The organism is Salmonella sp. A1325 (assembly GCF_056991255.1).
This window is the reverse complement of sequence record NZ_JAMLWO010000004.1, coordinates 23,995-38,554: the sequence shown is the minus strand read 5'-3', so window position 1 is coordinate 38,554 and position 14,560 is coordinate 23,995. Positions and strand designations below refer to the sequence as shown.

Here is a 14,560-nt window from a genome sequence, read left to right as displayed (position 1 = left end):
GCGGATGAAACAGTATTTGATTGCCCCCTCAATTCTGTCGGCTGATTTTGCTCGCCTGGGTGAAGACACCGCCAAAGCGCTGGCTGCCGGTGCTGATGTTGTACACTTTGACGTCATGGATAATCACTATGTGCCGAACCTGACTATCGGCCCGATGGTGCTGAAATCCCTGCGTCAATACGGTATTACCGCGCCTATTGATGTCCACCTGATGGTCAAGCCAGTCGACCGTATCGTGCCCGACTTTGCCGCCGCTGGCGCGAGCATCATTACTTTTCACCCGGAAGCCTCCGAACATGTTGACCGCACGCTACAGTTGATTAAAGAACACGGCTGTAAAGCGGGGCTGGTATTCAACCCGGCAACGTCGCTCAGTTATCTCGATTACGTCATGGACAAACTGGATGTGATCCTGCTGATGTCCGTGAACCCAGGCTTTGGCGGCCAGTCTTTTATTCCGCAGACGCTGGATAAACTGCGCGAAGTGCGTCGCCGCATTGATGCCTCCGGTTACGACATTCGCCTGGAAGTGGACGGCGGCGTGAAGGTGAACAATATCGGCGAGATCGCCGCAGCAGGTGCGGACATGTTTGTTGCGGGGTCGGCAATTTTCGATAAACCCGACTACAAAAAAGTGATTGATGAAATGCGCAGTGAGCTGGCAAAGGTAACTCATGGATAAGTTGCAGAATATTCGGGGCGTCGCCTTTGATCTTGACGGTACGCTGGTGGATAGCGCGCCGGGTCTTGCCGCGGCGGTGGATATGGCGCTGTATGCGCTGGAACTGCCGGTCGCGGGCGAGCAGCGCGTGATTACCTGGATTGGTAACGGCGCAGACGTATTGATGGAACGCGCGCTGACCTGGGCTCGCGAGGAGCGCGCCACGCTGCGTAAGACGATGGGGAAACCGCCCGTTGATGAAGATATTCCTGCCGAGGAACAGGTACGCATTCTGCGTAAACTGTTCGACAGGTATTATGGCGAAGTGGCGGAAGAAGGCACCTTTTTATTTCCGCATGTCGCCGACACGCTGGGCGCGCTGCACGCCAGCGGATTGTCATTAGGTTTGGTGACCAACAAACCGACGCCGTTCGTCGCGCCGTTGCTGGAATCGCTTGATATCGCCAAATACTTTAGTGTGGTTATCGGCGGCGATGATGTGCAAAATAAGAAGCCGCATCCGGAGCCGCTGTTGCTGGTGGCAAGCCGACTGGGCATGATGCCGGAGCAGATGCTTTTTGTCGGCGATTCGCGTAATGATATTCAGGCTGCAAAAGCGGCGGGTTGCCCTTCGGTTGGCCTGACATACGGCTACAATTATGGCGAAGTGATCGCTCTTAGCGAGCCGGACGTCATTTATGACAGTTTTAACGATCTTTTGCCCGCACTTGGGCTTCCGCATAGCGATAACCAGGAAATAAAAAATGACTAAGCCCATCGTTTTTAGTGGCGCACAGCCCTCAGGTGAATTGACCATTGGCAACTATATGGGGGCATTGCGTCAGTGGGTAAACATGCAGGATGACTATCATTGCATCTATTGCATCGTAGACCAACATGCTATTACCGTGCGTCAGGACGCGCAGCAGCTACGTAAAGCGACGCTGGATACGCTGGCGCTGTACCTGGCATGTGGTATTGATCCTGAAAAGAGCACTATTTTCGTTCAGTCCCATGTGCCGGAACATGCGCAGCTTGGCTGGGCGCTGAACTGCTATACCTATTTCGGCGAGCTGAGCCGTATGACGCAGTTTAAAGATAAATCTGCGCGCTATGCGGAAAACATTAACGCCGGCCTGTTTGATTACCCGGTGTTGATGGCGGCAGACATCCTGTTGTACCAAACCAATCTGGTGCCGGTAGGCGAAGATCAGAAGCAGCATCTGGAACTGAGCCGCGATATCGCCCAGCGTTTTAACGGGCTGTATGGCGATATTTTCAAAGTACCGGAACCGTTTATTCCAAAATCCGGCGCGCGTGTGATGTCGCTGCTGGAGCCGACGAAGAAAATGTCCAAATCGGACGATAACCGTAATAACGTGATCGGCCTGCTGGAAGATCCGAAATCGGTAGTGAAGAAAATCAAACGTGCGGTCACTGACTCCGACGAGCCGCCGGTAGTGCGTTATGATGTGAAAGAGAAAGCGGGTGTCTCTAACCTGCTGGATATTCTTTCCGCCGTGACCGGTCAGAGCATTCCTGAACTGGAAAAACAGTTTGAAGGTAAAATGTATGGCCATTTGAAAGGCGAAGTGGCGGAGGCGGTTTCCGGAATGCTGTCTGAGTTGCAGGAGCGCTATCACCGTTTCCGCAACGACGAAGCGTTCTTGCAGAAGGTGATGAAAGACGGGGCGGAAAAAGCCAGCGCACGTGCGGCCGAAACGCTGAAAGCCGTTTACGAAGCCATTGGCTTTGTGGCGAAACCGTAAGGGTTATTGCTTGCCCGATGGCGCGAGCTTATCGGGCCTACAAACGAGCGTAAGTTGGACAAGGCATCTGCGCCGTACCGTTTATCAGACCTGTAAAAAAACCGGGAAAATCCCGGTTTTTTTGTATCTGCGCAGTCGTTTCTATTATTGATCGGCAGCCGGGCCGCAACCACCAATAATTTTAGAAATAGAAATTGCAGGGTGCAGCAAATAATCGTAGCTGCAGTTGTTTTTTTTGTTTTCGATATGACCAGTACAGGCGGTGAGCGTTGCCAGAACCCCTGCCACAACGGCAATTTTTACAAATTTGAACATGTCAAAATCCTTGTTGATAAAACGAACACTAATGGTGGAATAAATATAAGATCTATTTAGCGTATAGTACGATAGCAATTAATAAACCATGCAGGTAGTCCAAATAAGGACTTCATCTTTACCTGGAAATCTGATTTAAAAAAGGCCGCTTAATAATAAGCGGCCTGTATTAGTGTTATATAATGTCGTTTATTTAACGAAATGTTTTCTTAACGTTAAGCATAAAGCCTTTATCGCTGATACCGTCTTCCTTCCACTGGTACGCATCCAGATGTAGCGCGGTATCATTGCTGCTGTATTTCACGCCGATGGTTGCCAGGCCATTAACGCCGCCGCCTTTTTGACCGTCATCCATGCCGAACGATTGACCCGCCGCACCCTGTAATGACGCTGTACGCTGGCTCTTGCTGTAGCTCAGGTTCGGGCCGCCTTCCAGGGTAGCGGTGGCGCTCCAGCCGTCTTTCCCGGCGTAATCCAGCTTCAGACCGACAATAGAGTCTACCGCCGTTTCGTTGCCAGAGTTCATGGACAGGTTAAAATCTCCGGCGCTGTGCTCTTTATAGCCATCTTCCAGCGTGTGACGGAATTTCACCCCGGCATACGGCGTGACTTTCAGCGTATCACTCATCAGGGTGAAGGTTTTCGCCCCTTCGCTGCGGAACTCAAGGTACTGCTGACGTACGTCGGAATCCGCCACTTTGTTGGTATCGCCATACGAGACGAAACGGCTGCTGTCGAGGTTGTGGACGTCATAGCGCAGGCTGTTGTTCCACGCCAGACCTTCATCAAACGCCATGCTGTGCTTCAGACCAAAGAACTGACTGTAGCCACCGGTCAGGCCGTTATCGCCCGCAGTTTTCGAACCGTCGCCATCCAGACGCGCAATACCGTACTCCAGCGTCAGATTCTGGCTTGTGGTCAAATCCAGCGTCCGGCGCAGCGCCAGCATGTCGTACTGGGTGTCGTTGCCCAGCTCCGCGCGCGGGTCGCCTTTCGCCACCACGTTAAACGCCAGGCCGTTGCCCATCTGCGGGGCGGCGTCGGCCAGCATGTTGAAGCGGTTACTGAGGATGCGCGCTTCGCGGAACACGGTGGTTGCCTGAGCGCCGCTCACCTGTTTCAAGGCGTTGTTCAGTTCGGCGGTGGTGCCCACGTTGAGGCTGGTGTACAGCTCGTTGTTGGTATAACCGGCGTCCAGCGCACTCGCCACGCCAGAAACGCTGGCGTCGGTGGCCACATCGGCATAGGCGTTTTTGGTCATCGTGACGTCAATGTTACCGTCGCTGTCAGTACTTCCCTGGGCGTTCCATACCACGGTGGTGGACTGGATAGCGCCTGCGTCAGACAGGTTGCTGCCTTCGACCACGTTGTCAAAGCTGACGGTGGTGTCGGCGGTGCCTGCGGCAAAGCCGGTGTTGATTTCCACGCCGTTCATGCTGGCGTTGCTGACCTTAAGCTTACCGGCGCTGCCGTCGGCGCTGGTGCCGACCACGTAGCCGGACAGGTTGTTGGTGGTGGAAGAAGCGCTGCTCCCGGAAGCGTTAACCACGGTATTCGCCGGATCGTTTGGTATCTGGTAGTCGGTGTAATGGACTTCGGTATCGTTACCGTTATTACCATTTATGCCTTCGACGTTGACGCTGTCGCCCTGTTTGATCAGGCCGGAACCCGTTACGCCATCGTCAATGATGACCGTACCGTTATTGACCACATGCCCTGCGCCTGCCACGCTGAAAGCATAAGAGTCACTGGCATAGATATTAATGATGCCGTTGTTCTCAATAACCGCACTAGCCGTTGCGCCTGAATCCAGCGCCATGGCCACCATGCCGGTATCGGTGGTCCCTTTTGTACCCAGATTGATGGTGCCGTTATTGACCAGTTGCGCGTTTTTGCTGCCGTACATGCCGTAAGCGTTATTGCCGCTAACGTTCATGGTACCGTCGTTTTGTGCCACGAAGTTGCTGTGGGCGATTTTGACTACGGCTCCGCCATCAAGATCATAATTTATAACGCCGTTCGTCTGGTTCCAGAAGAAGGAATCGTAATCGCCGTTGGCGTTACCGCCGCTGGCAAATACCGATTTTGTGGTGGCGTCCACAACACCATCGTTAATGAAATGACCTGAACCATTCCAGACGTTTATTGCGCCATTATAGGCCGATGTAGTTAACTGCATATGGCCCGTGTTGTAAAATGTACTTGCACCACGCATGTTTACCGCGTTTTGGGTATTATCAATAATAAATTCGCCGCTGTTGTTAAACACCGAGCTTTGATTAAGATCCAGCGTGCTCTTATCGGAGCCTTCCCCCTGATAACCCAGCTGCCAGGTGCCGTTGTTGTTCACAACCGCATAGTTGCTGAGCGTGGCGCTGCGGTTAACGTTACCCCCGGCAAGATTATTAAACGTACCATTATTTACTGCAATATGAGCATCAGCGGTTCCTTCGTTATTGAAGGTGCCGCCGTTGAGCGTTACTGCATTTACGGTGCCTTCGTTATCCAGTATACCGCTGTTGAGTGTCACTGTATTTACGACGGTGCCTTTATTATCCAGTGTGCCGCCATTAATGGTGACGGTACTGTTAATTATGCCGGATGCATTATTGGTCAGAATACCGTCACTATTTTTAATAACGATCTGGTAATCATTAACCGTTCCTTTATTGGATACATTCCCCAGAATAACCATATCCTGGGGGAGATTAACCGTTTCGCCCGTCTCCGCGATGACCCCGTCAAACATCGCCAGGCTAATATAGGCATCCGTTGGGTTATATTCGTCGCTGCTCTGGCAGTCACTGTCAAAACACACGGTGCCGTAGTTAACCACGGTGCTGCTGCTGTCAGTCAGGAAAGGCTTACCATAATCTGCGTCAATATTAATAATACCGGTGGTATCGTTGATGACGAGCCCGCCGTTGAGCGCTGCCATGCCCACCAGTTGATTGTCATCGGTTTTGGTGACGCCTTCATCGGCGGTGAGATTAATGATGCCCTGGTTAATGGCGGTGCCGCCGTTGAGCGCCATCATACCGAACCCGGCGTTATTAACGTTAATGGTACCGGTATTGGTGGCCGTGGCGTCGCCATCACCGTCTGTTGAGCCTGCAACCATGCCTGAACTGGTGAGATACAGCTGCGATGGTGACCAGTAACTTGTACTGGTGATGTTGTTTTCGTCATCCAGCGTCGGGACAAAGCCGTCCAGATAAATATCGCCTTCGTTTAACGCCGTTCCTTTACTGGCGCTAACGCCATACACGCCTGCGCCCTGTAAATGGATGGTTGCGCCTTTATCGTTAATGACGTCACCACCGCCTTTTCCTGTCGCCAGCATTGCGTAGAAGGTGTGGGAGTACCATTTCACCGGGTATGCGCCCATGCCGCTAACCTTTACCGGTTGCTGGTCGGATATGATAGTGATATCGCCGCCAGACTGGTTATGAATCATTGCACCCGTGCCGTCGGCGCGGGTAACGGCGGTACGGTCATCGCCGCCGCTGTTACTGGTTGCATAGATGAGAATATTTCCGCTATTGCTGATATCTGCGCCATTGTCGGCGCGCATAATCGAGTACACGCCGAAGCTTGTGATATCGGCCTGGCTTTTAATAGATGAATCTTCGCCGTCCGCGATTAATAGCGCATTGCTGGTGTAAGCGCTGGTGTTAACATAATCGGCATTAATATCAATAGCTGAATCGTCATCCAGTATCAGGGAACCGCCGTTGTTGACTCGCGCCAGTATGACATTGCCGCCTACTACTGTGGCCGTATCCACCGTAGAATGGCCGCTCAGCGTGACTTCGCTGTTGCCGTCGATATTGATACCCGTGACGGTGACGGTGTCTCCGTTCGGACTTTCGTTATGGGTAATGTTGATACCGCCGCTGATATCCACGTTGTTGCCATCGCCTATAACGTTCAGGCCGATAACGTCCAGATACTGTTCACTGACTGTCGACAGATCGTTGACGTTGATGCCAAGTGCGCCATTCAGGGTGATCTCATTGTTGGTGCCGCTGACGACGACACCGGTTAGCGGGGTATCGCTGGCGATCAGAGAATCCAGTTCGTACTCAGCGCTCATATTCACATTGCCGGTGATATCTACGGTGTTGCTGTCGCCGCCCACGTTTACGCCCGTCGCGCCACGGAATACGCCATCGCTGTCCTGCGCGGAAATAACGTTAATATCGCCATCCAGCATCACCTGTGACGTATGACCGCTCACCAGCGCACCTGTACCATTCAGGCTAACGTCGATATTCCCTTTATTTTTGAGGGTATTTTGTTTCCCTGCGACCACAAAACCCACGGAATTATCATCGCGCACGGTGGCGTTGCCGGTATTTTTTGCTTCATTTCCGGTGCCGTTGGTGACGATACCCATCGCGCTGTCGGTGACCAGCAGATCACCCGCCTGGGTCAGGTTGCCGTTGTCGCCATTGATAACTACGGCGGCAGAGTCCGCGCCATCCACCGTGATATCGCCGGTATTGGCGATATGGGCGTCGTCGCCGTCAATTTGCGTACCGATGGCGCCGTCGGAGATAGTCTGATTACCTTCGTTGATAACGAGCGCGTTGTCGCCATCGATATACAGCGCCGTAGAGTCCGCGCCGTTGACGATGGTGCTCCCGGCGTTATCGATAACCACGTTGTCGCCGATAATATGACCGCCGGTACCGCCGTCGGTGATGGTCATATCACCGTCGTTGTTGACGCGGGCGTTATTGCCGTCAATGACGGTGCCAGTGGAGCCTGCGCCGCTGATGTTAGAAGTACCGGTATTTTTAATCGTGGCGTTGTCGCCGTCGATGATGATGGCGGTGCCGCCGCCGCTCACGGTAATGTCACCGGAGAAATCGGTGGTAGTGCCGCTGCCGGAAATCAGAGCGCCGGTGGCGTTGTCCACCGTTGAGTGGCCCGAAATGGTGTTGGTGGTGCCTTCGCCGGAGATAACCATGCCGGTGGCACCGTCGGCCACACTGGAGTCCCCGGTGAGCGTGTTGACGGTTCGATCGCCGGAAATAATCACGCCGGTGCGACCCTGGCCGCTGATATCCATGCCGCGAGCGGAGGTATTCGATTGGTCATCGCCGCTGATAACTGTGGTTTTATCGTCGGCAAGGATCAGATAGCCCCGGCTGTCGTACTTCCAGTAGAGACCGTTTTCCTGGGTGCCTTCAATCACGGCGGCATTGGCGTCGGTCACGTCCCAGCCGGTGACGTTCAGAGTTTTACCGTCCGGGGTGGTGAGCTGCCACTGGTCATCCTGTTTTGAATAACCCCACACGGCGCCCTCGAGAACGCTGCTGTTATCCAGTTTGAAGCTATCGAAGGCCAGGGTGTCTTTGCCTTTATCGATGGTGACGCCGTTGCTGAAGGTAGTAACAGAATTATCTGTGGGCGTGTCGTCGTCATCGCCGCTATCGTCAGGCGGGGTCACATCGTCATCGCCGCTATCATCAGGCGGGGTCACATCGTCATCGCCGCTATCGTCAGGCGGGGTCACATCGTCATCGCCGCTATCATCAGGCGGGGTCACATCGTCATCGCCGCTATCATCGGGTGGGGTCACATCGTCATCGCCGCTATCGTCGGGCGGGGTCACATCGTCATCGCCGCTATCGTCGGGTGGGGTTACATCATCGTCGCCGCCATCGTCGGGCGGGGTCACATCGTCATCGCCGCTATCGTCAGGCGGGGTTACATTGTCATCGCCGCTATCGTCGGGTGGGGTTACATCATCATCGCCGCCATCGTCGGGCGGAGTGACGTTGCCTCCATTGTCGGGCGTAGGGGGGGTATAAGAATGAGTGGAATCTCCGCCACCGTTATTTTCAACGCCAATAGCCACACCTGCGACCAGTGCAGCAACGCCGCCAGCAACCCAGCCCCAGTGATTATCATTTTCAGGTAAAGTAGCAAGGCAGGTCGGTGAGAGTTTTGCGCGTTTTTCTTTAGGCAGGGAGGAGATATTACTGGGACATTCTTTTTCATCATCGTTATTTTCTGCGGCGATGGCCGGAATGTAATAACTTTGTAGCGCGATAGCGATAGCGATAGAAATAATTTTTTTCTTTTGCATAGGGTTCATCCTTAATTAATATTTTCCTTGCGTACTAAATATATGCAGATAGAGATACGGGCAGTGATGAAACGGCCAGAAGAAAAATTATGCTTTAGTGTTTATTTTATCACCCGATAACCAGGTCAGGTCAAATTGAATGCTTAACGATATTATTTGTTGAGTGAATGAATAAGGGGTGAATTTGACGAATGAAAGGCTTTTTACGCAATATTGTTACTATTTAAATTCGCCTGGTGTATTTAAAATGGATTGCTTAATTAACTTTTAAGTAAAAATAATTTGAGATTACGAGTGGTTGTAAAATAAAGCCCTGAATAACAGGGCTTTATTTTAATTAATGATTAGAGAACCAATTTAATTTATCGCGTAAGCCAACGACCCGGCCAACGATAATCAGCGCCGGGCTTTCAACCTGTTGCGCTAATTCACCGAGCTGCGTCAGCACACCGTGGACGACGCGTTGCTTCACGGAGGTACCATTTTCTACCAGCGCAACCGGCATATCGGCCTGCATACCGAATGCGATCAGTTTTTCCTGGATAGTCGCTGCCTGATTAAGCCCCATGTAGAACACCAGCGTCTGTTTTTCTGCCGCCAGGTTTTCCCAGTCCAGCTCGCCGCCGGTTTTCAGGTGACCGGTGACCAGACGTACGCTCTGTGCGTAATCGCGGTGGGTTAGCGGAATACCGGAGTAGGCGGAGCAGCCGGAAGCCGCGGTAATCCCCGGCACTACCGAGAAAGGAATACCGGCATGGCACAGCGTTTCCAGCTCTTCGCCGCCGCGACCAAAGATAAAGGGATCGCCGCCTTTCAGGCGTACCACGCGTTTACCTTTTTGCGCTTCACGTAGCAGGATCTGGTTGATTTCCTCCTGTGGGACGCAGTGATAACCCGCGCGTTTCCCCACAAAGACCCGATCGGCATCGCGGCGTACCAGGTTCATAATGTCGTCGGAGACGAGGCGATCGTAAACCACGATATCCGCCTGTTGGATTTGTTGTAATCCTTTCAGCGTCAGCAGTCCGGCATCGCCCGGCCCGGCACCGACCAGCACGACTTCGCCACGGTGATCCAGCGGTTCGCTAAACAGGTGCTCGGTTGCCGCGTTAACCGCTTTCTCATCGGCATTCGCCAGCGACTGCGCCAGCCGGTCATTGACGAAAAATTTTTCCCAGAAGCGACGACGTTCGCCCATCGTGGCAAACTGCTTTTTCACTCGGGCGCGGAGTTGCCCGGCATAGCGCGCGACCTGCCCCAGATGCTGCGGCAGCAGCGATTCCAGTTTCTCGCGCAGCAGACGCGCCAGCACCGGGGAAGTGCCGCCCGAGGAGACGGCGACCATCAGCGGCGAGCGGTCAATAATGGAGGGCATGATAAAGCTGGCGGCTTTCGGCGCATCCACCACGTTGCAGAAGATACGGCGTGACTCCGCCGCCTCGCTGACGCGCTGGTTGACGGTATCGTCGTCGGTGGCCGCGATCGCCAGCCAACACGAGTCGAGAAGCGTTTCGTCGAACGGTCCCTCAACCAGAGTCAACATGCCTTCATTTGCCCATACGGTGAACTGTGGAATAAAGGTGAGCGCATTGACCGTTAAACGTGCGCCTGCTTCCAGCAATAACCGTGCTTTGCGTTCTGCGACATCGCCACCGCCGACGATCAGACAGTCGCGGTCGCGTAATTGACAAAATATAGGCAAATGGTCCACGACATTACCCCTTAATGGTTGGCTGTAACCTTAATTTGGTTGGTTTTTTGCGGAACAGGACGCTCCGATTTCGGCGTAGCATACCAATAACCCAATCCCATGAACACGACGCCGGACAAAGTATTACCCAGAGTGACCCATAACAGGTTGTGTCCGATTCCGGACAGGGTATAAGCGTCGCTGTGATGACCAAACCAGGAGAGGGCGAACAGCGTCATATTCGCGACGGAGTGCTCGTAGCCGGAAGCGATAAACGCCAGCAGGCACCACCAGATAGCAAGAAATTTCGCCGTGCCTTCGGTGCGGATCGCCATCCAGATTGCCAGACAAACCAGCCAGTTACACAGCGCGCCTTTGAAGAACAGTACCGTGGCGGGCGCGGTGGTTTTCGCCAACGCGACTGAGTGAACGATGCTGGTATCGACCGGCAACAAACTGCCGCCGCCCCAGCTGTAAAGCAGAGCGACAAAGACGGAGCCGACCAGGTTGCCAAGCCAGGTTTGCGGCAGGATAGCCCACATTTGACCGTGGCTGATGGTGCCAGCTTTGACGCCCAGCGTCAGGAACATGGTGTGGCCGGTAAACAGTTCGGAACCGGCAATAATCACCAGTGTTAAGGCGATACCGAAGGTCGCTCCCATCACCAAAGGACGCACGGACGGGTCGAGCAGATTGCCGAGGGTGAAAATAAGAATAATGCCGAGACCGACATAAGCCCCGGCCATTGCCGAACTGATCCAGAAGCCGAGCGGATTATTCGCCGACAGGCGTGCGATGCGCGCAGCGTTAGCCGCACACTTATTGATAGTGTCTGTAAACATTTGATTATCCTTTTCTCACTTCATCCTTTGCACTGCCTCTTTGTTGGCTGCCCTCGCTCACCCCAGTCACATAGTGAACTATGCTCCTGGGGATTTGCTCAGTTGCCGCCGCGATGCAGTACAAATGATTTTGTGATAACAATTAAAATGAAAAAAATACAAAAAAGGGGAGGCGTTGCGCCTCCCAAAAATAATTAACCGCGCAACTGCACCACGCCATCTTTTACCCGCGCGTCGTAATGTTTCACAGAAAACTGTTCGTCTTCCATGCACAGACCGTCGCTTAAACGAAAGCGCTGTTTCTTCAGCGGGCTGGCGACCCACAGTTCGCCCTGGTGTTCCGCAATCAGCCCACGAGACAGCACGCTGGCCTCAAAGAACGGGTCGATGTTGCTGATCGCGAACACCTGATCGCTATGGTAAGGACGGAAAATCGCCACCTGTTCGCCGCCTGACAGCGCGCAGACGCCGGTTCCCGGCAGGATGTCATCGATTTTGCAGATGTTTTGCCACTGGCTCATGCGTTTTCCTCCACCAGAGTGACCGGGATACGTTCATACGGCGTGGCCGGTCGATGCTGTTCACGTTCCGGGACGACCTGGACATTTGGGTCGCGTTTGTCGCTGTTGATGAAGTGCTTAAAGCGAACCTGTGCGGATGGGGTGTTAACGGTTTCTGTCCACTCGCAGACCACCGCTGCGCGCAGGCGCGCCATCTCTTCTTCCAGATGTTCGTTCAGGCCCAGCTTATCGTCGATGATGACCGATTTCAGATACTCGATGCCGCCTTCCAGGTTATCCAGCCATGGCGCGGTACGCGTCAGCTTATCGGCGGTACGGATGTAGAACATCATAAAGCGGTCGAGGTACTTGATCAGCGTATCGCGATCGAGATCGGCTGCCAGCAGATCCGCATGACGCGGTTTCATGCCGCCGTTACCGCAGACGTACAGGTTCCAGCCTTTCTCAGTGGCGATAATGCCGACATCTTTACCCTGAGCTTCCGCACATTCACGGGTACAGCCGGAGACGCCGAATTTCATTTTGTGCGGGGTACGAATGCCTTTGTAGCGGTTTTCCAGCTCGACGCCGAAACCGACGCTGTCGCCCACGCCGTAGCGGCACCAGGTGCTGCCGACGCAGGTTTTCGCCATCCGCAGCGCTTTGGCGTACGCGTGACCGGTTTCGAAGCCCGCTTCAATCAGTTGACGCCAGATTTCCGGCAGATCGTCTTTTTGCGCGCCAAACAGACCGATACGCTGAGAACCGGTAATTTTGGTATAGAGGTTAAACTCGCGGGCGATACGACCCACGGCCACCAGACCTTCCGGGGTGATTTCACCGCCAGCGGAGCGCGGGATCACCGAGTAAGTACCGTCTTTCTGGATATTCGCCAGGAAGTTGTCGTTAGTATCCTGTAGCGGCGTGTGCTGCGGTTTGAGGATGTATTCGTTCCAGCACGACGCCAGCAGCGAACCGACGGTCGGCTTACACACTTCGCAGCCGTAGCCTTTACCGTGTTTCGCCAGCAGTTCTTCAAAGGTTTTAATGCCTTCCACGCGGATTAAGTGGAACAGTTCCTGACGAGAATAAGCAAAGTGCTCGCACAGGTTGTTGTTGACTTCAATACCCTGTTTCGCCAGTTCGGCGTTCAGTACCTGCGTCACCAGCGGAATGCAGCCGCCGCAGCCGGTGCCGGCTTTGGTTTCCGCTTTCAGCGCCGCCACGGTATGGCAGCCTTTATTGATAGCGGCGATCAGATCGCCTTTAGTCACATCGAAGCAGGAGCAGATCTGCGCGCTGTCCGGCAGTTTATCCACGCCGATAGCGGGTTTACCACTGCTCGCGTGCGACGGCAGGATCAGCGAATCCGGGTTTTCCGGCAGTTCGATGGCATTCAGTACCAGTTGCAGCAAATTGCCGTAATCGCTGGTGTCGCCGACCAGTACTGCGCCGAGCAGCGTTTTGTTATCTTCGCTGACAATAAGACGTTTGTAGACTTCTTTGCTTTCATCGAGGTAAACGTAGCTACGCGCGCCCGGCGTGCGGCCATGCGCGTCGCCGATGCCGCCGACGTCCACGCCCAGCAGCTTCAGCTTGGCGCTGAGGTCCGCCCCTTCAAAGGCGTTTTCACTGCCGAGGATATGGTCAACGGCAACCTGGGCCATTTTATAGCCCGGTGCGACCAGACCGTAAACGCGGTTGTTCCAACTGGCGCACTCGCCGATAGCGTAGATATCCGGGTCGGACGTCTGACAGGTGTCGTTAATCACGATCCCGCCGCGCTGCGCGACGGCCAGACCGCACTGGGTAGCCAGCTTGTCGCGGGGGCGAATACCGGTAGAGAAGACGATAAAATCGACTTCCAGCTCGCTGCCGTCGGCAAAACGCATAGTCTTACGCGCTTCGTTACCCTGCTGAACAATCTCTTGCGTGTTTTTACTGGTGTGTACACGCACGCCCATGCTTTCGATCTTGCGACGTAGCTGCTCGCCGCCCATCTGATCGAGCTGTTCTGCCATCAGCATTGGCGCAAATTCAATGACGTGCGTTTCCACGCCGAGGTTTTTCAGCGCGCCAGCGGCTTCCAGCCCCAGCAGACCGCCGCCGACCACCGCCCCGCGCTTGCTGCGACGGGCGCAGGCTTCGATAGCGTTGAGGTCTTCAATGGTACGGTAAACGAAGCAATCCTGGGTTTCGGAGCCTTTAATCGGCGGAATCCACGGATATGAACCGGTCGCCATGATCAACTTGTCATAATAAACGGTACGACCCGCGCTGGAGTGAATCACTTTCTCCTGACGGTTAATGGTAATTGCGCGTTCGCCAACCAGTACCTTCACGCCGTGCTTCTCGTAAAATCCTTCACGCACCAGAGAGAGCTCTTCCGCGGTGTGGTGAGAGAAGTAGGATGACAGGTGGACACGGTCATAGGCTTTACGGGGTTCTTCACAGAACACGGTAATGTCGAACAGGCTAGCGTCGGATTTATCAAGGAGATCCTCAATAAAGCGGTGGCCGACCATACCATTACCGATAATAGCGAGTCTGACTTTGCTCATTTTTGCCTCGATTTCTTTTCTATTACCGCCTACCTTAACGATTCAGCAACCCCGCTTATTGATGTAAATCAAATTCACCTTTATATACCTCTTAATGGGTATATGGCTGATTTGTCTGGATT

Annotated in this window: 9 protein-coding genes; 3 read left to right on the top strand and 6 right to left on the bottom strand. The window is 53.8% G+C overall.

All coding sequences use genetic code 11. The features are described from left to right. The first annotated feature begins 4 nt into the window (after positions 1-4). The 3 genes from rpe to trpS are packed head-to-tail and all read left to right on the top strand — an operon-like array spanning position 5 to position 2,430. On the top strand, positions 5-682 hold the full coding sequence (gene rpe, locus NAZ64_RS09540; RefSeq protein WP_000816287.1) for a ribulose-phosphate 3-epimerase: 678 nt from the start codon (positions 5-7) through the stop codon (positions 680-682). Continuing rightward, the gene (gene gph, locus NAZ64_RS09535; protein ID WP_079944570.1) at positions 675-1,433 is read left to right on the top strand and encodes a phosphoglycolate phosphatase; all 759 of its coding nucleotides are present in this window, start codon (positions 675-677) and stop codon (positions 1,431-1,433) included. Before rpe ends, gph begins: the two co-directional genes overlap by 8 nt. Further along, the gene (trpS, locus tag NAZ64_RS09530; RefSeq protein WP_000165562.1) at positions 1,426-2,430 is read left to right on the top strand and encodes a tryptophan--tRNA ligase; all 1,005 of its coding nucleotides are present in this window, start codon (positions 1,426-1,428) and stop codon (positions 2,428-2,430) included. The genes gph and trpS overlap by 8 nt, the downstream gene beginning before the upstream one ends. A 144-nt stretch (positions 2,431-2,574) precedes the next feature. Here trpS and NAZ64_RS09525 read toward each other — a convergent pair whose 3' ends face one another. The 6 genes from NAZ64_RS09525 to nirB all read right to left on the bottom strand — a co-directional run bounded on the left by NAZ64_RS09525 (position 2,575) and on the right by nirB (position 14,438). Beyond that, entirely contained in the window at positions 2,575-2,745 is a 171-nt protein-coding gene (locus NAZ64_RS09525) for a YhfL family protein (protein WP_000472323.1), read from the bottom strand. 193 nt (positions 2,746-2,938) lie between these two features. Further along, on the bottom strand, positions 2,939-8,845 hold the full coding sequence (locus NAZ64_RS09520) for a BigA/YdbA N-terminal beta-barrel domain-containing protein (protein ID WP_220569598.1): 5,907 nt from the start codon (positions 8,843-8,845) through the stop codon (positions 2,939-2,941). A gap of 337 nt (positions 8,846-9,182) precedes the next feature. Further along, positions 9,183-10,556 (bottom strand): siroheme synthase CysG, encoded by a 1,374-nt coding sequence (cysG, locus tag NAZ64_RS09515; protein WP_076935747.1) that lies wholly within the window; start codon positions 10,554-10,556, stop codon positions 9,183-9,185. 11 nt (positions 10,557-10,567) lie between these two features. Beyond that, a complete protein-coding gene (nirC, locus tag NAZ64_RS09510; RefSeq protein ID WP_076935744.1) occupies positions 10,568-11,377 on the bottom strand; it encodes a nitrite transporter NirC in 810 nt (269 codons plus the stop codon). A gap of 194 nt (positions 11,378-11,571) precedes the next feature. Continuing rightward, positions 11,572-11,898, bottom strand: a complete 327-nt coding sequence (gene nirD / locus NAZ64_RS09505) for a nitrite reductase small subunit NirD (RefSeq protein WP_000084814.1) — start codon at positions 11,896-11,898, stop codon at positions 11,572-11,574. Next, a complete protein-coding gene (gene nirB, locus NAZ64_RS09500; RefSeq protein WP_023217974.1) occupies positions 11,895-14,438 on the bottom strand; it encodes an NADPH-nitrite reductase large subunit in 2,544 nt (847 codons plus the stop codon). Before nirB ends, nirD begins: the two co-directional genes overlap by 4 nt. Between the last annotated feature and the right edge of the window lie 122 nt (positions 14,439-14,560).

What these genes read in the sequence shown, in the direction of transcription:
- trpS (WP_000165562.1), top strand. Translation starts at nt 1,426, where the DNA reads ATGACTAAGCCCATCGTTTTTAGTGGCGCACAGCCCTCAGGTGAATTG.
- nirC (WP_076935744.1), bottom strand. Translation starts at nt 11,377, where the DNA reads ATGTTTACAGACACTATCAATAAGTGTGCGGCTAACGCTGCGCGCATC.
- gph (WP_079944570.1), top strand. Translation starts at nt 675, where the DNA reads ATGGATAAGTTGCAGAATATTCGGGGCGTCGCCTTTGATCTTGACGGT.
- NAZ64_RS09520 (WP_220569598.1), bottom strand. Translation starts at nt 8,845, where the DNA reads ATGCAAAAGAAAAAAATTATTTCTATCGCTATCGCTATCGCGCTACAA.
- nirD (WP_000084814.1), bottom strand. Translation starts at nt 11,898, where the DNA reads ATGAGCCAGTGGCAAAACATCTGCAAAATCGATGACATCCTGCCGGGA.
- rpe (WP_000816287.1), top strand. Translation starts at nt 5, where the DNA reads ATGAAACAGTATTTGATTGCCCCCTCAATTCTGTCGGCTGATTTTGCT.
- nirB (WP_023217974.1), bottom strand. Translation starts at nt 14,438, where the DNA reads ATGAGCAAAGTCAGACTCGCTATTATCGGTAATGGTATGGTCGGCCAC.
- NAZ64_RS09525 (WP_000472323.1), bottom strand. Translation starts at nt 2,745, where the DNA reads ATGTTCAAATTTGTAAAAATTGCCGTTGTGGCAGGGGTTCTGGCAACG.